Raw genomic sequence first — 21,270 nt, forward strand, 5'->3', positions numbered from 1 at the left:
CCCCGGGTATTCCACGATACGGAAAGCGAATTCCACTCGGTGGTACCCTACGGATCGCTCTGACCTGTGGAGGTACTCGTGAACGACGCTCGTGTCGCGCTGATAACCGGTTCGTCATCGGGAATCGGCGCCGCGGTGGCCCGCCGTATGGCCGACGCCGGCATGCACGTGGTCATCAATTCGGCGACATCGGTCCAGGCGGGCGAAGAGCTGGCCGCTCAACTGCCCAGGGCCGTCTATGTGCAGGGCAACGTCTCCGACCCGGCGGACGCGCGGCGCCTGGTGGACATGACGGTCGCGGAGTTCGGCCGGCTCGATGTCCTCGTGAACAACGCCGGACTCACCCGGTTCATCCCGCTCGACGACACCGATGCGGTCGACGCGTCCGTCTGGCGGGAGATCTTCGACGTCAACGTCATCGGGACCTGGCACATGATGCAGGCGGCGGCGCCGCACCTGAAGGCCACCGGAGCGGGCTCCGTCGTCAACATCTCGTCGGTGTCCGGCAGCCGGGCCATGGGCAGCTCGATCCCGTACGCCGTCAGCAAGGCCGCGCTCGACCACCTCACCCGGCTGTGCGGCGCGACGTTCGGACCCGAGATCCGGGTGAACGCGGTCGCACCCGGCCTCGTGGACACGCCCTGGTACGACGAGGCGCCCGAGGTGTGGGAGGGCTCCCGGGAGTGGATCACCGCGAACACCCCGCTGCGCAGGGTCGGTTCGCCCGAGGACGTCGCCGAGGCGGTCTTCGGCCTCGCCCACGCCGCGTACACCACCGGCGCGGTGCTGATGGTGGACGGCGGACGGCACCTGGTCTGAGCCGGGGTCAGTGGTTCGACCGTACGAGCGTGAACACCGCGCCCTCGGGGTCGGCGACCGTCGCGGCCTGTCCGCTCGCGTCCTCGCGGGGCTGCTTGAGGACGAGGCCGCCGAGTTCGGATACGCGCAGGGCCGACTCGTCGACGTCGGCCACCTCGAAGTACGTCATCCAGTGCGAGCCCTTGTCGCGCGGCAGGGCGTTGCCCGCGCCGTGCAGCGAGGCGACCGGGCGGCCCTCCAGGTGCAGGGTGACCTGGTCGAAGTCGGCCGAGATGACGGGCTCCACGTCGTAGCCGAACAGCGCCTGGTAGAACTTGGCGACCGACGAGGTCTCGCGCGTGACGAGTTCGTTCCAGGCCGGGGTGCCGGGCGCGCCCGCGAGGGCCGCGCCGATGTGCGCACCGCCCTGCCAGACGCCGAACACGGCGCCGGACGGGTCCGACGCGATCGCCATCCGGCCCGCCTCGCCCGCGTCGAGCGGGCCGACGCCCACGGTGCCGCCGCAGTGCCGGATCGTCTCGGCGGACGCGTCCGCGTCGTCCGTCGCCAAGTAGGTGGTCCACGCGATCGGCAGATGACGGTCGGGCGGCAACTGGCCGATCCCGGCGACCTCCTGGCCGTCGAGCAGGGCGCGGACGTAGGGGCCGAACTGCTGGGGGCCGGGGCTGAACTCCCAGCCGAACAGTGCGCCGTAGAACTCCTGGGTCGCGGCCAGACCGTGCACCATGAGACTCACCCAGCAGGGTGTGCCAGGGATGCGCCGGGTCTCCGACTGGGTCATCGTCACTCTCTCCTCGGCCGTCGCGAAACTGCTGCTCGCAGGGTGCGCTGCACAAACCCGCGCACCCGGGCCGATGGTTCCACCACCAGCGCCGCGGAGCGCCCCGGCCGCGCCGCTTTTGGCGCGTTCCCGCAGGAGCCTGCCCGCTTTGGGGTCGCTCACCCGTTTCCTGGGCGTTACGTTCCGGGTGGACTCTGCGCGAGGATGACCCCATGAATCACCTCATCACCGCAGCCGACCTCGCGACCGAACTGGCGGACGACCGGCCGCCGGTCCTGCTCGACATCCGCTGGCAGCTGACCTCGGCGAAGGCCGCGGGGGCCGTGCCGTTCGACGGCCGGGCCGCGTACGCGTCGGGGCATCTGCCCGGCGCCGTCTTCGTCGACCTCGACGCGGAGCTCGCGGGGCCGCCCGGATCCGGCGGCCGACACCCACTCCCGGACATGGCCGAATTCGGCCGGGTGATGCGGGGCGCGGGCGTGTCGACGGGTACGCCGGTCGTGGTCTACGACGGCGGTCAGGGCTGGGCCGCGGCCCGCGCCTGGTGGCTGCTGCGCTGGGCCGGCCACGTCGACGTCCGCGTGCTCGACGGCGGGCTCGGCGCGTGGACCGGCCCGCTCTCCACCGAACTCCCCGCGCCCGCCGAGGGCGACTTCCGGCCCGAGCCGGGTGACGTCGGACTGCTCGACGCTGACGCGGCGGCGGCCCTGGCCCGCTCCGGAGTGCTGCTCGACGCGCGGGCGGCGGAGCGCTACCGCGGCGACGTCGAGCCCATCGACCGGGTGGGCGGGCACATCCCGGGCGCCCTGTCGGCACCGACCACCGAGAACGTCGCCCCGGACGGCCGCTTCCTGCCCGCCGAGGAACTGGCCGCCCGCTTCAAGAGCCTTGGCGCCGCCGGCGCGGAGGTCGGTGTCTACTGCGGCTCCGGCGTCTCCGGCGCGCACGAGGTGCTGGCGCTCGCCGTGGCGGGCATTCCGGCGGCGCTGTACGCCGGTTCGTGGTCCGAGTGGTCCTCGGACGAGTCCCGCCCGGTGGCGACGGGCCCCGACCCGCAGTAGCCGGAAGACCGGGGGAGAGGGCGCGGGCGGTGGCCGGGGGCGCGTGGCCTCCGGCCGTCCGCACCGCTCAGTCCTGCTTCTTCCGGCGCGTGCCGAAGACGATCTCGTCCCAACTCGGCACCGCGGCACGCCGTCCCGGACGGACGCCGTCGGCCTCGGCCTGGCGGTCCGTGGTGCCGGTGAGACGGTCGCGGTGACCGGCGACGGTGCGCGGCATCAGGACGTCCGCGTACGCGGAACCGGCACCGGCCGACGCGGCGGGCGCGGGCGGCTCCTCGACCTCCGGCTCGGCGTCGTCCGGCTCGGTCTCGGCCGACTCGGGCGCGGCCGAAGGGCGTTCCGGAACGACCAGGTCGCCGCGGAAGCTCGGCACGGCTTCGAGCAGGCTCGTCAGCGAGTCGCTCTCCTCGGCCGTCACCGGCTCGGGCGCCGAGGGGCGCTCCAGCTGCCGGTCCAGGGCGCGGTCGAGCGGCCGTTCGAGGGAACGGTCGAGCGCGCGGTCCAGCGGCCGGTCCCGGGGCAGCCGGGCGATCCGCGGTACGAACGGGAAGCTCGGCTCGGGCACCGCCGTGATGGTGTCGTCGGACTCGCCGATCAGCGAGCGGGCCTCGTCGTCGACGGCCTGCACGAGCCGGCGCGGCGGGTCGTAGGTCCAGCTCGCGGAGTGCGGCTCGCCCGCGACCAAGTACACGAGCAGGACTTCCCAGGTGCCGTCGTCGCGGCGCCAGGAGTCCCACTGGACGCTTTCCTTGTCGGCGCCCCGCAGCAGCAGCCGCTCCTGCACGGCCTCGCCGAGCTGGGGTCCCGCGTTCTCGCCGGGACGCCGCACGGGGGTCTTCCGCGCCCGCTCGGCCATGAAGGCGCGCTCCGCGAGCACGGGGCCTTCGAAACGGCGTACGCGGTCGACCGGGATGCCGGCGAACTGGGCGACCTCCTCGGCGGAGGCACCGGCTCGTATACGCGCCTGGATGTCGCGAGGACGGAGGTGGCTCTCCACCTCGATCTCGATCTGTCCGAGGCGGGCTCGGTCGTTGCGCACAGCGGCCCGGAGCCGCTCGTCGATCGGAAGCGTGTACTCCGTGCTGTCCGCAGCCTTGAGCACCAGTCGTGTGCCGTCGTTGGAGACGGCCACGACACGCAGTTCGGGCATGGGGACCTCCCGGGTGGTGCCTGCCGACGTCACGTGCGTCGCTGCTTCCGCTAGTCGAGTGTGGCCTGCCCGGGTGCAGCCTGCCACAACATTGCCGAGTTGCCCGGCGTGTCGGGCATGGGCCCTGGAACGCCGTTATGGCACGGTTACCTCTTCGCAACGCAGAGTGACCGGCCTGGTCACTCTGTGCAGCAGGCGCCCGTGCGGTGCCGCGGCGCCGCCGGTTCGAGTGCCGCTTTCGGCCCCCTCCCGTAGTCCCGGGTACCCGTGTGGGACCCGGGGCCCAGGGCTCGCCACAGTACTCCATTCGGGCCACCTGGGTGGACCGGCACGCCGCCGAAGTTCTCCCGGGGTACGGGAGTTGGAGGCGTTGTGACGCGCCCGCGCACGGCTCCCACGTGTCCTGCTTCACACAATCTCCGGAATCGGAACTATTCCTTTCGCTCAAATGTCCTTTCTAGGTGCAAGGCGGACGAGAAGGGCGAACAGAGGCTGGGGATGGGTGACAAGCCGGACACCGGGACCGAAGACAAGAAGCGCATGGACCTGAGCGTGCCCCAAGTGGCCGGGAGTGCACTGGCCGCGGTCGCCGCGGCCGTGCTCGCCTCCACGCTGGGGGTGTACGGGACGTTCATCGGCGCCGGTGTCGTGAGCGTGGTCGCCACCTGCGGAGGCACCGTCTTCCAGCACTTCTTCAAACGGACCGGCGAGCAGCTGCGCGAGGTGACCGTGCAGGCGAAGGTCGGCTCGCGCCAAGTGCCGGTGCTCTCCCCGTACAAGATCCGCCGGGACGACGGGGCGCACGGCAAGGACGACCGGGACCGGGGCGAGGGGGTCCACGACGCGACGGCCCTGCTGCCGCGGGCGGACGACGAGCGCACCCGGCTGCTCGGGCGGATCGACGCGGACCCCACCCGGATGCCTCCCCGGGCGGACGCCGACCGGACACAGATGCTCGGACAGGTCGACCGGACCCAGCTGCTCAAGCGGGCCGACCGCACCCAGCTGCTCAAGCCGGTCGACGGGACCCGGCTGCCGCCCGGCGCGGAACCGGCCAAGGAGTTCAACGAGGCGAGCGTCCACGGCACCCGGCTGCGCGGCTGGAAGCGGCCTCTGCTCGCGGCGGCCGTCGTCTTCGGGGTGTCGATGGGCGGCATCACGGCGTACGAACTGATCTCCGGCGGCGAGGTCGGCGGCCACGGCGGCGGGACCACCCTGCAGTCCGTGTTCACCGGCGGAGCAAAGAAGCAGGACCCGCCGGCCCCCGCCGACCCGGGCGGGCGCGACCATCAGTCGCCCGGTACCGGCGGTTCGCCCACGCCGAGCGGTGACGACGGGAAGGGGACGACCGGCGGCTCCGGCACGGACGACCCCACCGCGACGCCGTCGCCCTCCACCTCCCACGGATCGGGCACCGGTTCGGACTCCGGCTCGGGGTCGGGCTCGGGCTCGGGCGGCACGACGCCGACCCCGACGCCCACGCCGTCCGGCTCGAAGGGCTCCGGCAGCGGCTCCGCCGACCCGGTCACCCCGGACCCGAAGTCCGGGGCGAGCTCCGCCCCCTAGACCGCGCGGCCGACGCGGCCCCGGGTCAGTCGCCCAGCACCCGCCGCAGATAGGCGTTGGCGAAGCGGCGCTCGGGGTCGAGCCGGTCGCGCAGCGCGGTGAACTCGCCGAAGCGGGGGTAGACCTCCGCGAAGTACGCCGCGTCGCGGGTGTGCAGCTTGCCCCAGTGCGGCCGGCCCGCGTGCTCGGTCATGATCCGTTCGACGGCCGTGAAGTACGCCTGGTGCGGCGTGCCCTTGTACATGTGCACGGCTATGTACGCGCTCTCCCGGCCCGACGCCGTGGAGAGCGCGATGTCGTCGGCGGGTGCGGTGCGGACCTCCACGGGGAAGCTCACGCGCAGCGGAGAGCGGTCCACCATCGCCTTGACCGCGCGCAGCGCCTCGACGACCGCCTCGCGCGGCAGGGCGTACTCCATCTCCACGAACCGCACCCGGCGCGGGCTGGTGAACACCTTGTACGGAATGTCGGTGTAGGTGCGGGCGGAGAGCGCCCGGCTGGAGACCTTCGCGACGGCCGGGATCGTGGCGGGCGCGACGCGGCCGAGCGAACACACCGCCTGGAAGAGCCCGTTGGACATGAACTCGTCGTCGATCCACGCCCGCACCCTGCCGGGCGGAGCGGCGGGCCCGGCGCTGCGGTTGTTGCGCTTGGTGTTGCAGTTGCCCGTGTGCGGGAACCAGTAGAACTCGAAGTGCTCGTTCTCCGCGAAGAGTTCGTCGAAGTCGGCGGCGACCCGGTCGAAGGCCATCGGCTCCTCGCGGGCCGTGAGCAGGAAGACCGGCTCGACGGCGAAGGTGATCGCGGTGACGATGCCGAGCGCGCCGAGCCCGATCCTGGCCGCCGCGAAGACCTCCGGGTTCTCCTTGGCGGAACACGTCAGCAGCGAGCCGTCTGCGGTGACCAGCTCAACTGCCGTGATCTGGGCGGCGATCGACGCCGAGTCGCGGCCGGTGCCGTGGGTGCCGGTGCTCGTGGCCCCCGCGACCGTCTGCTCCATGATGTCGCCCATGTTGGTGAGCGACAGGCCCTCCCGCGCCAGCGCCGCGTTGAGCCGCTTCAGCGGGGTGCCCGCCTCCACGGTGACGGTCATCGCGGCACGGTCGATCTCGCGGATGCCGGTCAGCAGATCGGGGCGTATGAGCACGCCGTCGGTCGCGGCGGCCGAGGTGAAGGAGTGTCCCGTGCCGACCGCCTTCACCGTGAGGCCGTCCTCGGCGGCCCTGCGTACCTCGGCGGCGACTTCGGCCACGGAGGCCGGGGAGGCCTCCCTCGCCGCCCGTGCGGTGACGTTGCCCGCCCAGTTACGCCAGGTGCTGCTGCCGTTCGCTCCGCTCATCTGCTTCGAGCCCCTCCCGATGCGGCACCGGCCTGCGAAGCCGGCGGTACCCCAGGAACGCCACCACCGCCGCGAGCGTTCCCGACACGCCGGACACCAGGTACCCCGCCTGCGCGCCCTCCGCGTCCACCACCCAACCGGCGGCGGAGGAGCCGAGCGCCACACCGACCGCGAGCCCGGTGCTGGTCCAGGTCATGCCCTCGGTGAGCTTGCTGCGCGGTACGTGCTGTTCGACGAGGGCCATCGTCGTCACCATCGTCGGCGCGATGAACAGACCCGCGACAAAGAGCGTCACGGCAAGGAACGGCAGGTTCCCGGCCAGTTGGAGCGGGATCATACTCACCGCCATCGCACACACGCCCACCAGCCACCTGGTCGAGGCCGAGCCGCGCAGGCGCAACAGCCCGAACACCGCTCCCGCCAGGCACGAGCCGAGGGCGTAGACGGCGAGCACGAGGCTGGCCAGCGCCTTGTGGCCGCGCTCGTCGGCGAAGGCCACCGTGACCACGTCGACCGAGCCGAAGATCGCGCCGGTGGCGACGAAGGTGGCGACCAGGACCTGGAGGCCGCGCGAGCCGAGCGCGGAGCGGCCGGCGTGGTGCTCGTGCGGGTGCGGCACGGGCTCGGTGCCGCGCTGGGCGGTCAGCCAGAGCACCCCGGCCACCAGGAAGCAGGCGGCGATCAGCGGACCCGCCTCGGCGAACCAGGCGGTGGAGAGCCCGATGGACAGGATCGGCCCGAGGATGAAGCACAGCTCGTCGACGATCGACTCCCACGAGTACGCCGTGTGCAGGTTCTGGGCGTCGCCGCGGTAGATCTCCGCCCAGCGGGCCCGGACCATCGAGCCGACGCTCGGCACACAGCCGGCGCCGGCCGCGAACACAAACAGCGTCCAGTCCGGGGCGCTCCGCTGGGCGCAGACGAGCAGGCCGGTGACGGCGGCGACCGAGACCAGGGTGGCCGGGCGCAGCACCTTGCGCTGGCCGTGCCGGTCCACGAGCCGGGATATCTGGGGGCCGATGACGGCGGCCGACATGGCGAGCGTCGCCGAGAGCGCGCCCGCGAGGCCGTACCTGCCGGTGAGCTGGGAGATCATCGTCACGACGCCGATGCCCATCATCGACAGCGGCATCCGGCCGAGCAGGCCGGCGGCGGAGAACCCCTTGGTGCCGGGGGCGGCGAAGATCGCGCGATAGGGACTGGGCAACGGGGGCTCCGGATCCTGCGTGACGCGTGTAATTAATTCCTAAAGCTTACGACGCTGAAGTAGATCGGCGCACCGCTTTTTCGGCTCCCTCCACCGACTCGTTCCAGCTCCCTCCACCGACTCGTTCCAGCTCCCTCCACCGACTCGTTCCAGCTTCCTCCACCGGCCCGTTCCAGCTCCTGCCACCGGCCCGTTCCGCCCCTTCCGACCGGCCCGGTGTGGCTCGGTGGGCCGTCTGTCAGCGGCGGGTGGCAGGATCGAGTCATGTCCGAACTGCGTGATCCAGCTCCCGGAGCGGCTCAGGCCGCCGCCCCGTACGACGCCCTGCTGCTGCTCTCCTTCGGCGGCCCCGAAGGCCCCGACGACGTGGTCCCGTTCCTGGAGAACGTGACGCGCGGCCGCGGCATCCCCAAGGAGCGGCTCAAGGAGGTGGGGCAGCACTACTTCCTGTTCGGCGGCGTGAGCCCCATCAACGAGCAGAACCGCGCGCTGCTCGACGCGCTGCGCAAGGACTTCGCGGAGAACAGCCTGGACCTGCCCGTGTACTGGGGCAACCGGAACTGGGCGCCCTACCTCACCGACACCCTGCGCGAGATGGCCGCCGACGGGCGCCGCCGCATCGCGGTCCTCGCCACCAGCGCCTACGCCTCGTACTCGGGCTGCCGGCAGTACCGCGAGAACCTCGCGGAGGCGCTCGCGACGCTGGAGGCCGAGGGGCTCGACGTGCCGCGGGTCGACAAGCTGCGGCACTACTTCAACCACCCCGGCTTCGTACGGCCCATGGTCGACGGCGTGCTCGCCTCGCTCGCCGAGCTGCCCGACGACGTCCGCGCGGGTGCCCGCCTCGCCTTCACGACACACTCGATCCCCGAGGCGGCCGCCGACACCTCGGGGCCCGTCGAGGAGCACGGCGAGGGCGGCGCCTACGTGCGCGAGCACCTCGACGTGGCGCGGACGATCGCCGAAGCGGTGCACGCCGAGACCGGCGTGGAGCGGGAGTGGCAGCTGGTCTACCAGTCCCGCTCCGGCGCCCCGCACATCCCCTGGCTCGAACCCGACATCTGCGACCACCTGGAGGCCGTGCACGCCGAGGGCGCGCCGGCCGTCGTCATGGTCCCCATCGGCTTCGTCTCCGACCACATGGAGGTCCTGTACGACCTCGACACGGAGGCCACCGCCAAGGCCGCCGAGCTGGGCCTGCCGGCGGCCCGCTCCGCGACCGTGGGCGCCGACCCGCGGTTCGCGGCAGCCGTGCGCGAGCTGGTCGTCGAGCGGGCCGCCACCGAGCGCGGTGCGGCCGCCCGGCGGTGCGCGCTCGGCGCGCTCGGCCCCTCGCACGACCTCTGTCCCGTCGGCTGCTGCCCCGCCGCCCGCGGCGGAGCCAGGCCCGCGGCCGCCGGCGCCGACAGCCCGTACGCGTAAGGAGCACCGATGACCGACCCCCTCCACCGCGAACTGCTGGAGCTGGCCCTGGAGGCCGCCCGGCGGGCCGGCGCGCTGCTGCGTGACGGCCGCCCCGCCGACCTCGCCGTCGCCGCCACCAAGTCGAGCGCCGTCGACGTGGTGACCGAGATGGACATCGCCGCGGAGAAGCTGATCACCGGCTACCTCGGCGAGTACCGCCCCGAGGACGGGTTCCTCGGCGAGGAGGGCTCTTCCAGCGAGGGCACCAGCGGGGTGCGCTGGGTGATCGACCCGCTCGACGGAACCGTCAACTACCTGTACGGGCTGCCCACGTGGGCCGTCTCCATCGCCGCCGAGGTGGACGGCGAGCGGGTCGCGGGCGTGGTGGCGGCCCCGATGCGCGGCGAGACCTACCACGCCGTCCTCGGCGGCGGCGCCTTCGAGGGCGGCCGCCCGCTGCGCTGCCGCCCGCCGGCCCCGCTCGCCGAGTCCCTGGTCGGCACGGGCTTCGCCTACGTCCACTCCGTACGCGCCCACCAGGCGGAGGTGGCCCAGCGGCTCATCCCGCGCTTCCGCGACATCCGCCGCGGCGGCTCGGCGGCGATCGACCTGTGCGACGTGGCGGCCGGGCGGCTCGACGGCTACTACGAGCGCGGCCTGAACCCCTGGGACCTGGCGGCGGGCGACCTGATCGCCCGGGAGGCCGGCGCGCTCACCGGCGGGCGCCCGGGACGGACCCCGTCCCGCGAGCTGACGGTCGCCGCGTCCCCGGAGCTGTTCGGCCCCCTCCAGTCGCTCCTGGAGGAGCACGGCGCCTGGCACGACTGAGCCCCGCTCCCGGCGCCCGCGCGAGGGGGCCGGGGCCGGCCCCGGCATGACGAAACCCCGGCGCCGCGGTGTGGCGCCGGGGTTTCCCGGTGGATGGGATCAGAGCGCCACGGCTACCTCTACGCCGTGCTCGGCGGCCAGACGACGCAGGTCGTCCAGCTCTGCCTGCTCGACGTCGGCGAGGAAGTCGTCGCCGGTCTCGCGCGCCCGTGTGAGGTCGGTTTCCGTGGTCCTTATGCGCTGCAGCAGTCCTGCGGTGAAAGCGTCCATGGTGCGCCCCCTCGTCGTGGGTCGGTGGCACGGGGATGTGCCGACGGTGGGTAGCGACCACGACGTCAGGGTGTGGCGTGCCACAGCCAGGGCGTGATCGCGGGGTGTGCAGACGTCTTCCCCAAGCCCACTCTCAAAGAAACCTCAACTGCCGCGCCAATCCTGTTCATTCCCCCGCGGTCGCCCCGGCCCCGGCTGGAAAACGCAGGTGGGGGCCGTCCCGGTCCGGCATCGCCTTACCGCCGGTTTATGGGCGTAAGGGGCAGGATGGAAGCGGACAGTCACTGCTTCAGTGCACAGATGTGCCCGCGCACGACGCGGGTCCTAGGGAAGGAATGCGCCGTGCGCGTACTCGTCGTCGAGGACGAGCAGCTGCTCGCCGATGCGGTGGCCACCGGACTGCGCCGGGAGGCCATGGCCGTCGACGTCGTGTACGACGGCGCCGCGGCCCTGGAGCGGATCGGAGTGAACGACTACGACGTGGTGGTGCTCGACCGGGACCTCCCGCTCGTCCACGGCGACGACGTCTGCCGCAAGATCGTCGAGCTGGGCATGGCCACCCGGGTCCTGATGCTGACGGCCGCGGGTGACGTCAGCGACCGGGTCGAGGGCCTGGAGATCGGCGCGGACGACTACCTGCCCAAGCCCTTTGCCTTCACCGAGCTGACCGCCCGCGTGCGCGCCCTCGGCCGGCGCACCACCGTGCCGCTGCCGCCCATCCTGGAGCGGGCCGGCATCAAGCTCGACCCCAACCGCCGCGAGGTCTTCCGCGAGGGCCGGGAGATCCAGCTCGCGCCCAAGGAGTTCGCCGTCCTGGAAGTGCTGATGCGCAGCGAGGGCGCCGTGGTCTCGGCCGAGCAGCTCCTGGAGAAGGCCTGGGACGAGAACACCGACCCGTTCACCAACGTCGTCCGGGTCACCGTCATGACCCTGCGCCGCAAGCTCGGCGAGCCCCCGGTGATCGTCACCGTGCCGGGCTCGGGTTACCGGATCTGACGGCGATGGCCGCCACGCCCGCGCCCCCCACGGCGCCACCGAAGCCCACGTGGGCCCCGAAGTCGGCCGAACCGCCCTTCCCCTGGCTCAGGCCCACCATCCGCATACGCCTCACCCTGCTCTACGGCGGCATGTTCATGATCGCGGGGATACTGCTCCTCTCGATCATCTACCTGCTCGCCGCGCAGGCCCTGCACGCGGGCAGCGCCCCGTTCAAGATCGTGGGGGGTCAGGGCATCGCGCTGTCCAGCAGCAGCTGCCAGCTCCCCGCGTCGGGCACCTTCCAGGAGATCAACGACGCCATCGGCGTCTGCATGGCCCAGCAGCGCCAGCACGCCCTCGACAACCTCCTGAGCCGCTCCCTGCTCGCCCTGGTCGGCCTCAGCGTCATCGCCTTCGCCTTCGGGTACGCGATGGCCGGCCGCGTCCTGTCGCCGCTCGGCCGGATCACCCGTACCGCACGGCGCGTGGCCGGCACCGACCTGACCCGGCGCATCGAGCTCGACGGCCCCGACGACGAACTGAAGGAGCTCTCCGACACCTTCGACGAGATGCTGGACCGCTTGGAGCGCGCCTTCACCGCCCAGCAGCGCTTCGTCGCCAACGCCTCTCACGAGCTGCGCACCCCGCTCGCCATCAACCGCACCCTGCTCGAAGTGCACCTCTCCGACCCCGGTGCCCCGGTCGAGCTCCAGCAGCTCGGCAAGACGCTGCTCGCCACCAACGAGCGCAGCGAACAGCTCGTCGAAGGGCTGCTGCTCCTCGCCCGCAGCGACAACGAGATCGTCGACCGCAAGCCCGTCGACCTCGCCGAGGTGGCCTCCCGCGCCCTGGACCAGGCCAGGAACGAGGCCGAGGCCAAGGGCGTGGAGATCCGCGGCGAGCGGAGCCCCGCGGTCGTCCAGGGCAACGGCGTCCTCCTGGAGCGCATCGCCCTGAACCTGGTCCAGAACGCGGTCCGGTACAACATCCCCGAGGACGGCTGGGTCGAGGTGGTCACCGAGCTCAAGGACGGCCACGCGACGCTGCTCGTGACCAACACGGGGCCGGTGGTCCCGGCGTACGAGATCGACAACATCTTCGAGCCGTTCCGCCGGCTGCGCACCGAGCGCACCGGCAGCGACAAGGGCGTCGGACTCGGCCTGTCCATCGCCCGGTCGGTCGCGAGGGCCCACGGAGGCCGTATCATCGCGGAGCCCCGCGAAGGCGGCGGCCTCGTGATGCGTGTCACCCTCCCGGTCTGAGACGCTGCTCGGAGCTGCGGTGACAGTTCGCTTTGCGCGGAATTTTCTGGACGCGTTCCTGAGAGTTTCGTGTGTGATCAGTCACAAAGTTGCACTTCAGGTCACCTACTCTCCGTGATCGTCAATTCCCCTGGAATCCCGGTAAAAGTCCGGGTTTCCGGGGGGTGGGATCACGGGAAGTACACGAGGTGGCGCTGGTGAGGTGCGACATGAGGACCGTGTACGGTCCCGATCGCCATCCAAGACGAGCACTCTGAAGGAGTGCGGTTGGGTGTCGATTGAGTAACAGACCTTGATGTGAGGCAAAATCTCCGCCTCAGGTCGGGCACAAGTCCGGCCTCTCACGCGTTACGTGCGCTGAGACACCGCAACCACCCAGAGGGGGAGAGCGACATGGCAACGGACTACGACACCCCACGCAAGACCGATGACGACGTCGATTCCGACAGCCTTGAAGAGCTGAAGGCACGGCGCAACGACAAGTCCACCTCGACCGTCGACGTCGACGAGTACGAGGCTGCCGAGGGTATGGAACTGCCCGGCGCGGACCTGTCCAACGAAGAGCTCGCCGTCCGCGTCCTGCCCAAGCAGGCCGACGAGTTCACCTGCATGAGCTGCTTCCTCGTGCACCACCGCAGCCAGCTGGCCCGCGAGAAGAACGGCCAGCCCATCTGCCGCGACTGCGACTGAGCAGGCCGGCCATGACAGGCGCTGAACCGCCCCGGAAGCGACCGTTCCGGAGGAAGGGTGCCCCGGGCTCCACCGAGGTACCACAGGGCGGCACAGGCCCGGCAGAAGGCGTGGAAGCCCCCGCCGAGCCGGCCGGCCTCCCTGCGGTGAGCGCCGCCGACGGTGCACGTGACGCGGAGCGGGGCCACCAGGCCTCGCTCGAAGCAGCCGTCACGGCGCCGGGGAGCGAGCACGAGGCGGGACCCGCGGCCGGGGTCCGCCGCCTGAACGCCCTGCGCAGGGGCGCTCTCGACAAGGGTGTTCCCGCCCTGAGGAAGAGCGTTCCGGTGCTCAAGAAGGGCGTACGCAAGAGCGGCGAGGGCGTGAAGGCCTCGCTCGGCCACCTTGCCGACCGGATCATCGAGGTCGCCCCCCGCATCCCGGTGCGGGACCTGGCGACCCTGCGCGCCCACTTTCCCGGCCTCGGCCCGGAGGAGATCGCCGACAAGCTGATCGCGGGCGCCGCCAACGGCACCTCCACGGTCGGCGCGGGGATCGGCGCGGCCGCGATGCTGCCCGTACCGCCCGCGATGCCCGCCGAACTCGCCGCGGAGATCACCGGCGTCGCCGCCATCGAACTGAAGCTCATCGCCGAGCTGCACGAGGTCTACGGCATGCGCCCGCCCGGCACGCTCAGGGAACGCTCGATGGCGTACCTGACGTCGTGGACGGAGGAGCGCGGCATCGACGTCACCAAGCCGACGACGCTCAACTTCGCGCTAGGCGGCCAGATGAAGCGCGAGCTGCGCCAGCAGATCATGAAGCGTATGGTCCGCAACCTGCCGAACCTGACGCCGTTCATGGTGGGCGCGGCCGTCGGCGCCGTGATGAACCGCCGCGACACCAAGAAGCTCGCCGGGCACATCAGGAAGGACCTGCGCTCCCGCCAGGTGCCGTGGGACGCCCTGTCCGGCCTGCCGCCCCTGGAACAGCCGGACGACCCCCTGCCGCCGGGCGGCATTCCGAGGGAACTCGGCCGCTGACCGGCCTGGACCGTCAGGCCGCGCGGACCGCGTTCAGGGCCGCCTTCAGCGCCTCGGGGTCACGCGTCGAGAGGTAGACGTACGGCGTCGGGTCCGCCGGATCCGTGATCTCCACCTTCAGCGCGGTCGGGATGTACGCCCGCAGCAGCATGTACGCGCGGGGGTCGGCCTTGTGCAGCCGCCAGGCCCGCGCCTCGTCGGCGTCCAGGATCTCCGGTTCGCCCAGCGCCTTGACCGGGATCCGGGCCTCGCCCGCGACCAGGGTGTCCGGCAGCACCCGGATCCGGATCGAGCCGTACGAACTCACCACGACCCACGAGATCGCCGTGCCGCCGACGAAGCCGGCCAGCATCGGCAGCGTGCCCACCGGAAGCAGCATCAGCGCGCACGCGAAGCCGACCAGGACGGAGATGAACCACCAGGAACGGGGCGCGGTGAGGCGTTCTGCGTACTGCGGGGCATTGGGCTGCATGAGAGCTAGCTTGGCACGGCGCGACCTGCTCCCTGACCGCGGGTAAGGTCTGCGCCTGTGACTGCTACATCTGCGTCCCTGACGCCCCCGGCCGACGCCATAGCGCCGGTGCGGCACGCCGAGGCGCCCGCACCCGGCGAACTGCTCGGTGCGCACTACGGGCACTGCTTCGGCTGCGGCGACGGACAGCCCCACGGACTGCACCTGGCCGCGCGCGCCGGGAAGGGCGTGACCGTCACCGCCGAGTTCACCGTGCGCGAGGCCCACCAGGGCGCCCCCGGGCTCGCCCACGGCGGGGTCCTCGCGACCGCGCTCGACGAGACGCTCGGCTCCCTGAACTGGCTGCTGCGGGTCATCGCCGTGACCGGCCGGCTGGAGACGGACTTCGTCCGGCCGGTGCCGGTCGGCACCGTGCTGCACCTGGAGGCCGAGGTCACCGCCGTGGCCGGCCGCAAGATCTACTCCCGGGCCACCGGCCGCATCGGCGGCCCCGAGGGGCCCGTCGCGGTCCGCGCCCAGGCCCTCTTCATCGAGGTGAAGGTGGACCACTTCATCGACAACGGACGCCCGGCCGAGATCCAGGCCGCGATGTCCGACCCCGACCAGGTCAGGCGCGCCCGCGCCTTCGAGGTGAACCCGTGACGCGTGAACCCGTGGACGTCCTCATCCGCCGTGTGGACCCGGAGGTGCCGATCCCGGCGTACGGGCACCCGGGCGACGCGGGCGCCGATCTGGTGACCACCGAGGCCGCCGAGCTCGCCCCCGGTGAGCGGGCGGTCCTGGCGACCGGTGTTTCCATCGCGCTGCCCGACGGGTACGCGGCCTTCGTGCACCCCCGTTCGGGGCTCGCCGCCCGGTGCGGTGTCGCCCTGGTGAATGCCCCGGGGACGGTGGATGCCGGGTACCGTGGAGAGATCAAGGTGATCGTGGTCAACCTCGACCCGCGCGAGAGCGTGCGGTTCGAGCGTTTCGACCGCATTGCCCAACTGGTCGTCCAGCAGGTCGAGAAGGTGCGCTTCCACGAGGTGGCGGAGCTTCCCGGCTCGGCGCGGGCCGAGGGGGGCTTCGGGTCCACCGGCGGTCACGCCGCCGTGGGCGGTTCGGCCGCCGATGGCGGCACAACGGGTGGGAATCGATACGCTTCGGTCGTATCCGACCGGGAAGGACAGTGACGTGTTCGGACGTCGCAAGAAGAGTGGATCCGCGGACGACGCGGCGGACGCGGCGGGCGAGGCCGAGCAGGTCGTCGACGGCACCGGGGCCGACGACAGCACGGCCGGCGACGAGGCCGGGGCGCGCAGGGTGAACCTGCCGCCGGCGCCCCGTCCGGACGGACCCTGGGACGTCTCCGAGGTGACCGAGCCCGGCGAGGGCCGGGTCGACCTGGGCGGCCTCTTCGTCCCCGGGGTCGAAGGCATGGAGCTGCGGGTCGAGGTCGCGGGCGACGCGATCGTGGCGGCCACGGTCGTCCTGAACGACAGCGCGGTCCAGCTGCAGGCCTTCGCGGCACCGAAGAAGGAAGGCATCTGGGGCGAGGTCCGCGAGGAGATCGCCACCGGCATCACCCAGCAGGGCGGCATCATCGACGAGGTCGAGGGCCCGCTCGGCTGGGAGCTGCGCGCGCAGGTCCCCGTCCAGCTGCCCGACGGCACCAACGGGGTCCAACTGGTGCGCTTCGTCGGCGTGGACGGACCGCGCTGGTTCCTGCGCGGGGTCATCTCCGGCCAGGGCGCGGTGCAGCCGCAGGCCGCCGGGCTCCTGGAGACGATCTTCCGCGACACCGTCGTGGTGCGCGGCGAGGGCCCGATGGCGCCCCGCGACCCGATCGTCCTGAAGCTCCCCAACGACGCGCAGATGGTGCCCGAGGGCGTCCAGCAGGAGGACCAGGAGGGCTCGCGCTTCTCCGGCGGCATGGGCCAGCTCCAGCGCGGCCCGGAGATCTCCGAGATCCGCTGACCCGCTCGTCCGTACTTGATGGACCCGATGGGCCGCACCCCCGCACCGGGGGCGCGGCCCATCGGCGTACGCGCGCCACCGCGGCCTCCGGCTGCCCGCGCCGGCCCCGCGTTGCCCGAAAGGACCTCCCGCGCGCGGGCAATCCGGGCAGACCGTCCCCGATTCCGTTGCCCGGCCGCGTGCGGCCCGCACATACTGGCGGCCGCGCACACGAACGTACGGGGGACACGGCCATGACCCGGAGCACCAGCGGACAGGGCGGCACGGCCGTCACGGACGACCGGCCCGGCGGCCCCATGATCACGGTCGAGAACCTGCGCCGCTCGTACGGAACCGGCGCGGCCGCCGTCCACGCGCTGCGCGGAGTCTCCTTCGTGGTGCCGCGCGGCGAACTGGTCGCCCTCAAGGGCCGCTCGGGCTCCGGCAAGACGACCCTGCTCAACCTGCTCGGCGGCCTCGACCGGCCGGACGGCGGCACCGTCACCGTCGACGGCACCGACGTCGGGAGCCTGGGGGAGCAGGGCCTCCTCGAACTGCGCCGCGACCGCATCGGCTTCATCTTCCAGTCCTTCGGCCTCATCCCCATCCTCAGCGCCGCCGAGAACGTGGGCGTCCCGATGCGGCTCAGGAAGACCGCCCCGCGCGAGCGCGAGGAGCGCGCCGCCCTGCTGCTCTCCCTCGTCGGCCTCGGCGACCACGCGGCGCAGCGCCCCGGAGAGCTCTCCGGCGGGCAGCAGCAGCGCGTCGCCATCGCCCGCGCCCTCGCCAACCGGCCGGCCCTGCTCATCGCGGACGAGCCCACCGGGCAGCTCGACGCCGACACCGGGCTCGCGGTGATGGAGCTGCTGCGCGCGGTCGTGCGCAGCGAGGGCGTCACGGTCCTCGTCGCGACCCACGACAGCCAGCTCCTCGGCCTCGCCGACCGCGTCCTCGAACTCAACGACGGGCAGATCACCGACCACGGCTGACGCGCCCCCCGGCGCCGTCGGCTCGCGGCACCGGGCGGCGCGCGGAGCGTCAGAATCGCGTCAATACGCGCCGCCCGTCCCACCCGCACCCCATTTGCCGCAATTGTTGGCCGTAAGGTCGACGCTGCGTATGCATCCGCATTCTGAAAGACAATGGGGCCATGGCACGCGGCAAGCTTCGGATCTACCTCGGCGCGGCGCCGGGCGTCGGCAAGACGTACGCCATGCTCGCCGAGGCGCACCGCCGCGTCGAGCGCGGCACCGACTGCGTCGTCGCCTTCGTCGAGCATCACGGCAGGCCCCGCACCGAGGTGATGCTGCACGGCCTGGAGCAGATCCGGCGGCGCTCGATCGACCACCGCGGGGCCGTCTTCACCGAGATGGACGTCGACGCCGTCCTGGAGCGGCGCCCCGCCGTCGCCCTCGTGGACGAGCTGGCGCACACCAACGTGCCCGGCGCCCGCAACACCAAGCGCTGGCAGGACGTCGAGGAGCTGCTCGCCGCAGGCATCGATGTCGTGTCCACCGTCAACATCCAGCACCTGGAGTCCCTCGGCGACGTCGTCGAGTCGATCACCGGCGTGCGCCAGCGCGAGACGGTCCCCGACGAGGTGGTGCGCCGGGCCGACCAGATCGAGCTCGTCGACATGTCGCCCCAGGCGCTGCGCCGCCGCATGGCGCACGGCAACGTCTACCAGTCCGACAAGGTCGACGCGGCCCTCTCCAACTACTTCCGCCCCGGCAACCTCACCGCACTGCGCGAGCTGGCGCTGCTCTGGGTCGCCGACCGGGTCGACGAATACCTCCAGCAGTACCGCGGCGAGCACGACATCAAGTCGACCTGGCAGGCCCGCGAGCGCATCGTGGTGGGCCTCACCGGCGGCCCCGAGGGGCGCACCCTCATCCGCCGGGCCGCCCGGGTGGCCGCCAAGGGCTCCGGCAGCGAGATCCTCGCCGTGTACGTGGCCAGGAGCGACGGGCTGACCTCCGCGTCGCCCAAGGAGCTCGCCGTCCAGCGGACCCTCGTCGAGGACCTCGGCGGCAGCTTCCACCACGTCATAGGCGACGACATCCCGGCCGCCCTGCTCGCCTTCGCCCGGGGCGTCAACGCCACCCAGATCGTGCTCGGCTCCAGCCGCCGCAAGGCCTGGCAGTACATCCTCGGCCCCGGTGTCGGCCAGACCGTGGCCCGCGACTCCGGGCCCGACCTCGACGTCCACATCGTCACGCACGAAGCGGTAGCCAAGGGCCGCGGCCTGCCCGTCGCACGCGGTGCCCGGCTCGGGCGGGCCCGCATCGTGTGGGGCTGGGCGGCCGGCGTGATCGGCCCCGCCCTGCTGACCGTGCTGCTCACCAACGTCGAGGCGGGCCTCGGGCTCGCCAACGACATGCTCCTGTTCCTGACCCTCACGGTGGCCGCGGCGCTGCTCGGCGGGCTGCTCCCGGCGCTCGCGTCGGCCGCGTTCGGCTCGTTCCTCCTGAACTACTTCTTCACCCCGCCCGTCCACCAGGTCACGATCGCCGACCCGAAGAACATCGTCGCCATCGTGATCTTCGTCCTGGTGGCCGTGTCGGTGGCCTCCGTCGTCGACGTCGCGGCCCGCCGCACCCACCAGGCGGCCCGGCTGCGCGCCGAATCCGAGATCCTCTCCTTCCTCGCGGGCAGCGTCCTGCGCGGCGAGACCAGCCTCGACGCCCTCCTGGAGCGGGTCCGCGAGACCTTCGCCATGCGGTCCGTCGCCCTCCTGGAGCGGGCCGGCGACGTGGAGCCCTGGACGTGCGCGGGCAGCGTCGGGCCGCACCCGGTCGGCCGCCCCGAGGACGCCGACGTCGACATGCCGGTCGGCGACCACATGGCGCTCGCCCTGTCCGGGCGCGTCCTGCCCGCCGAGGACCGGCGGGTGCTGGGCGCCTTCGCCGCGCAGGCCGCCGTCGTCGTGGACCGCAGGCGGCTGCTGGGCGAGGCCGAGGAGGCCCGCAAGCTCGCCGAGGGCAACCGCATCCGCACCGCGCTGCTCGCCGCCGTCAGCCACGACCTGCGCACCCCGCTCGCCTCCATCAAGGCCGCCGTCAGCTCGCTGCGCTCCGACGACGTCGACTGGTCCGACGAGGACCGCGCGGAGCTGCTCGAAGGCATCGAGGACGGCGCCGACCGCCTCGACCACCTCGTCGGCAACCTCCTCGACATGTCGCGCCTCCAGACCGGCACGGTCACCCCGCTCATCCGCGAGATCGACCTCGACGAGGTGGTGCCCATGGCGCTCGGCGGCGTCCCCGAGGACAGCGTCGTCCTGGACATCCCCGAGACGCTGCCCATGGTCGAGGTCGACCCGGGCCTCCTGGAGCGGGCCGTCGCCAACGTCGTCGAGAACGCCGTGAAGTACAGCCCCCTGGGGCGCGCCGTCTCCGTCGCCGCCAGCGCCCTCGCCGACCGCGTCGAGATACGCGTCACCGACCGCGGGCCCGGCGTCCCCGACGCCGCCAAGGACCGCATCTTCGCGCCCTTCCAGCGCTACGGCGACGCCCCGCGCGGCGCCGGAGTGGGCCTCGGCCTCGCCGTCGCCCGGGGCTTCGCCGAGGCCATGGGCGGCACCCTGGCCGCCGAGGACACCCCGGGCGGCGGCCTGACCATGGTCCTCACCGTCCGCGCCGCCCCGGGCCCGGCCCGCACACCCGCCGGCCTCACCGCCGAGGGCACCCCGTGAACCGGACCCGAGGGCACGCCATGAACCGAACCGTTCGGACCGCAACCGCAGAAGGCAGGGATCCCAGATGACCCGGGTGCTCGTGGTCGAGGACGAGCCGCAGATCGTGCGCGCGCTCGTGATCAACCTCAAGGCACGCAAGTACGAGGTGGACGCGGCCCCCGACGGCGCGACCGCGCTCCAGCTCGCCGCCGCCCGCCACCCCGACGTGGTCCTGCTCGACCTCGGCCTGCCCGACATGGACGGCGTCGACGTCATCCGCGGGCTGCGCGGCTGGACCCGGGTCCCCATCCTGGTGCTCTCCGCCCGGCACACCTCCGACGAGAAGGTCGAGGCGCTCGACGCGGGCGCCGACGACTACGTCACCAAGCCCTTCGGCATGGACGAACTCCTCGCCCGGCTCCGCGCCGCCGTACGCCGCGCGGAGCCGGCCGGCGGCGCGGAGGGCGCCGACGACGTGGTGATGGTCGAGACCGAGGGCTTCACCGTCGACCTGGCCGCCAAGAAGGTCAACCGCGAGGGCCGCGACGTACGCCTCACGCCCACCGAATGGCATCTGCTGGAAGTCCTGGTGCGCAACACCGGCCGCCTGGTCAGCCAGAAGCAGCTGCTCCAGGAGGTGTGGGGGCCCTCCTACGGCACCGAGACCAACTACCTGCGCGTCTACATGGCGCAGCTGCGCCGCAAACTGGAGCTCGACCCCTCGCATCCGCGCCACTTCATCACCGAGCCGGGCATGGGGTACCGCTTCGAACGCTGATCCGCCCCACTCTCCGATCCGGCCCGAGCGGC

Annotated in this window: 21 protein-coding genes; 15 read left to right on the forward strand and 6 right to left on the reverse strand. The window is 72.4% G+C overall.

All coding sequences use genetic code 11. From position 1 onward, the window contains the following. Positions 1–78 precede the first annotated feature (78 nt). On the forward strand, positions 79–819 hold the full coding sequence (locus tag OOJ98_RS23090; RefSeq protein ID WP_267056837.1) for an SDR family NAD(P)-dependent oxidoreductase: 741 nt from the start codon (positions 79–81) through the stop codon (positions 817–819). Between the two features lie 7 nt (positions 820–826). Here the strand turns inward: OOJ98_RS23090 and OOJ98_RS23095 are convergent, their stop codons facing one another. Continuing rightward, entirely contained in the window at positions 827–1,600 is a 774-nt protein-coding gene (locus OOJ98_RS23095) for a VOC family protein (RefSeq protein WP_267056838.1), read from the reverse strand. A gap of 212 nt (positions 1,601–1,812) precedes the next feature. On the opposite strand from OOJ98_RS23095, the gene OOJ98_RS23100 reads away from it, so the two are divergent. Continuing rightward, positions 1,813–2,661, forward strand: a complete 849-nt coding sequence (locus OOJ98_RS23100) for a sulfurtransferase (protein WP_267056839.1) — start codon at positions 1,813–1,815, stop codon at positions 2,659–2,661. A gap of 67 nt (positions 2,662–2,728) precedes the next feature. Here the strand turns inward: OOJ98_RS23100 and sepH are convergent, their stop codons facing one another. Further along, the gene (gene sepH, locus OOJ98_RS23105) at positions 2,729–3,811 is read right to left on the reverse strand and encodes a septation protein SepH (RefSeq protein WP_267056840.1); all 1,083 of its coding nucleotides are present in this window, start codon (positions 3,809–3,811) and stop codon (positions 2,729–2,731) included. Positions 3,812–4,309: 498 nt separating this feature from the next. Between sepH and OOJ98_RS23110 the strand changes: the two genes are divergently transcribed. Then, positions 4,310–5,377 (forward strand): hypothetical protein, encoded by a 1,068-nt coding sequence (locus tag OOJ98_RS23110; RefSeq protein WP_267056841.1) that lies wholly within the window; start codon positions 4,310–4,312, stop codon positions 5,375–5,377. A gap of 25 nt (positions 5,378–5,402) precedes the next feature. Here OOJ98_RS23110 and OOJ98_RS23115 read toward each other — a convergent pair whose 3' ends face one another. After that, on the reverse strand, positions 5,403–6,716 hold the full coding sequence (locus OOJ98_RS23115; protein ID WP_267056842.1) for a D-arabinono-1,4-lactone oxidase: 1,314 nt from the start codon (positions 6,714–6,716) through the stop codon (positions 5,403–5,405). Next, a complete protein-coding gene (locus OOJ98_RS23120; protein ID WP_267056843.1) occupies positions 6,682–7,923 on the reverse strand; it encodes an MFS transporter in 1,242 nt (413 codons plus the stop codon). The genes OOJ98_RS23115 and OOJ98_RS23120 overlap by 35 nt, the downstream gene beginning before the upstream one ends. Before the next feature lie 264 nt (positions 7,924–8,187). Between OOJ98_RS23120 and OOJ98_RS23125 the strand changes: the two genes are divergently transcribed. Further along, complete coding sequence (locus OOJ98_RS23125; RefSeq protein WP_267056844.1) at positions 8,188–9,345, forward strand: ferrochelatase; 1,158 nt, start codon at positions 8,188–8,190, stop codon at positions 9,343–9,345. Between the two features lie 9 nt (positions 9,346–9,354). Further along, the gene (locus OOJ98_RS23130; RefSeq protein WP_267056845.1) at positions 9,355–10,155 is read left to right on the forward strand and encodes an inositol monophosphatase family protein; all 801 of its coding nucleotides are present in this window, start codon (positions 9,355–9,357) and stop codon (positions 10,153–10,155) included. A gap of 99 nt (positions 10,156–10,254) precedes the next feature. On the opposite strand, the gene OOJ98_RS23135 is transcribed toward OOJ98_RS23130, so the two are convergent. Further along, positions 10,255–10,425, reverse strand: a complete 171-nt coding sequence (locus OOJ98_RS23135) for a hypothetical protein (protein WP_189390026.1) — start codon at positions 10,423–10,425, stop codon at positions 10,255–10,257. A 342-nt stretch (positions 10,426–10,767) separates the two neighbouring features. On the opposite strand from OOJ98_RS23135, the gene OOJ98_RS23140 reads away from it, so the two are divergent. From OOJ98_RS23140 to OOJ98_RS23155, 4 genes are all read left to right on the forward strand, one after another. Continuing rightward, on the forward strand, positions 10,768–11,421 hold the full coding sequence (locus OOJ98_RS23140) for a response regulator transcription factor (protein ID WP_267056846.1): 654 nt from the start codon (positions 10,768–10,770) through the stop codon (positions 11,419–11,421). 5 nt (positions 11,422–11,426) lie between these two features. Beyond that, positions 11,427–12,665, forward strand: a complete 1,239-nt coding sequence (locus OOJ98_RS23145) for a cell wall metabolism sensor histidine kinase WalK (RefSeq protein WP_267056847.1) — start codon at positions 11,427–11,429, stop codon at positions 12,663–12,665. A 393-nt stretch (positions 12,666–13,058) separates the two neighbouring features. Beyond that, the gene (locus OOJ98_RS23150; RefSeq protein ID WP_053725482.1) at positions 13,059–13,355 is read left to right on the forward strand and encodes a DUF4193 domain-containing protein; all 297 of its coding nucleotides are present in this window, start codon (positions 13,059–13,061) and stop codon (positions 13,353–13,355) included. 11 nt (positions 13,356–13,366) lie between these two features. Continuing rightward, the gene (locus OOJ98_RS23155) at positions 13,367–14,377 is read left to right on the forward strand and encodes a hypothetical protein (RefSeq protein ID WP_267056848.1); all 1,011 of its coding nucleotides are present in this window, start codon (positions 13,367–13,369) and stop codon (positions 14,375–14,377) included. A 13-nt stretch (positions 14,378–14,390) separates the two neighbouring features. On the opposite strand, the gene OOJ98_RS23160 is transcribed toward OOJ98_RS23155, so the two are convergent. Continuing rightward, a complete protein-coding gene (locus tag OOJ98_RS23160; protein WP_267056849.1) occupies positions 14,391–14,849 on the reverse strand; it encodes a DUF3093 domain-containing protein in 459 nt (152 codons plus the stop codon). Positions 14,850–14,906: 57 nt separating this feature from the next. On the opposite strand from OOJ98_RS23160, the gene OOJ98_RS23165 reads away from it, so the two are divergent. From OOJ98_RS23165 to OOJ98_RS23190, 6 genes are all read left to right on the forward strand, one after another. Beyond that, the gene (locus OOJ98_RS23165; RefSeq protein ID WP_267056850.1) at positions 14,907–15,491 is read left to right on the forward strand and encodes a PaaI family thioesterase; all 585 of its coding nucleotides are present in this window, start codon (positions 14,907–14,909) and stop codon (positions 15,489–15,491) included. Then, the gene (gene dut / locus OOJ98_RS23170) at positions 15,488–16,021 is read left to right on the forward strand and encodes a dUTP diphosphatase (RefSeq protein WP_267056851.1); all 534 of its coding nucleotides are present in this window, start codon (positions 15,488–15,490) and stop codon (positions 16,019–16,021) included. Before OOJ98_RS23165 ends, dut begins: the two co-directional genes overlap by 4 nt. 1 nt (position 16,022) lies before the next feature. Next, complete coding sequence (locus tag OOJ98_RS23175) at positions 16,023–16,805, forward strand: DUF3710 domain-containing protein (protein WP_267056852.1); 783 nt, start codon at positions 16,023–16,025, stop codon at positions 16,803–16,805. Positions 16,806–17,038: 233 nt separating this feature from the next. Further along, positions 17,039–17,773 carry an ABC transporter ATP-binding protein gene (locus OOJ98_RS23180; RefSeq protein WP_267056853.1) on the forward strand — a complete coding sequence of 245 codons (735 nt, stop codon included), beginning with the start codon at positions 17,039–17,041 and terminating at the stop codon, positions 17,771–17,773. A gap of 161 nt (positions 17,774–17,934) precedes the next feature. After that, positions 17,935–20,478, forward strand: a complete 2,544-nt coding sequence (locus tag OOJ98_RS23185; protein ID WP_267056854.1) for a sensor histidine kinase KdpD — start codon at positions 17,935–17,937, stop codon at positions 20,476–20,478. Positions 20,479–20,545: 67 nt separating this feature from the next. Next, positions 20,546–21,238, forward strand: a complete 693-nt coding sequence (locus OOJ98_RS23190; RefSeq protein ID WP_267056855.1) for a response regulator — start codon at positions 20,546–20,548, stop codon at positions 21,236–21,238. Positions 21,239–21,270 lie beyond the last annotated feature (32 nt).

It is taken from the genome of Streptomyces sp. NBC_00083, assembly GCF_026343295.1.
In the GTDB taxonomy this organism is placed as follows: domain Bacteria; phylum Actinomycetota; class Actinomycetes; order Streptomycetales; family Streptomycetaceae; genus Streptomyces.

What these genes read in the sequence shown, in the direction of transcription:
- OOJ98_RS23095 (WP_267056838.1), bottom strand. Translation starts at nt 1,600, where the DNA reads ATGACCCAGTCGGAGACCCGGCGCATCCCTGGCACACCCTGCTGGGTG.
- OOJ98_RS23100 (WP_267056839.1), top strand. Translation starts at nt 1,813, where the DNA reads ATGAATCACCTCATCACCGCAGCCGACCTCGCGACCGAACTGGCGGAC.
- sepH (WP_267056840.1), bottom strand. Translation starts at nt 3,811, where the DNA reads ATGCCCGAACTGCGTGTCGTGGCCGTCTCCAACGACGGCACACGACTG.
- OOJ98_RS23110 (WP_267056841.1), top strand. Translation starts at nt 4,310, where the DNA reads ATGGGTGACAAGCCGGACACCGGGACCGAAGACAAGAAGCGCATGGAC.
- OOJ98_RS23115 (WP_267056842.1), bottom strand. Translation starts at nt 6,716, where the DNA reads ATGAGCGGAGCGAACGGCAGCAGCACCTGGCGTAACTGGGCGGGCAAC.
- OOJ98_RS23125 (WP_267056844.1), top strand. Translation starts at nt 8,188, where the DNA reads ATGTCCGAACTGCGTGATCCAGCTCCCGGAGCGGCTCAGGCCGCCGCC.
- OOJ98_RS23130 (WP_267056845.1), top strand. Translation starts at nt 9,355, where the DNA reads ATGACCGACCCCCTCCACCGCGAACTGCTGGAGCTGGCCCTGGAGGCC.
- OOJ98_RS23135 (WP_189390026.1), bottom strand. Translation starts at nt 10,425, where the DNA reads ATGGACGCTTTCACCGCAGGACTGCTGCAGCGCATAAGGACCACGGAA.
- OOJ98_RS23145 (WP_267056847.1), top strand. Translation starts at nt 11,427, where the DNA reads ATGGCCGCCACGCCCGCGCCCCCCACGGCGCCACCGAAGCCCACGTGG.
- OOJ98_RS23150 (WP_053725482.1), top strand. Translation starts at nt 13,059, where the DNA reads ATGGCAACGGACTACGACACCCCACGCAAGACCGATGACGACGTCGAT.
- OOJ98_RS23155 (WP_267056848.1), top strand. Translation starts at nt 13,367, where the DNA reads ATGACAGGCGCTGAACCGCCCCGGAAGCGACCGTTCCGGAGGAAGGGT.
- OOJ98_RS23160 (WP_267056849.1), bottom strand. Translation starts at nt 14,849, where the DNA reads ATGCAGCCCAATGCCCCGCAGTACGCAGAACGCCTCACCGCGCCCCGT.
- OOJ98_RS23180 (WP_267056853.1), top strand. Translation starts at nt 17,039, where the DNA reads ATGACCCGGAGCACCAGCGGACAGGGCGGCACGGCCGTCACGGACGAC.
- OOJ98_RS23185 (WP_267056854.1), top strand. Translation starts at nt 17,935, where the DNA reads ATGGCACGCGGCAAGCTTCGGATCTACCTCGGCGCGGCGCCGGGCGTC.
- OOJ98_RS23190 (WP_267056855.1), top strand. Translation starts at nt 20,546, where the DNA reads ATGACCCGGGTGCTCGTGGTCGAGGACGAGCCGCAGATCGTGCGCGCG.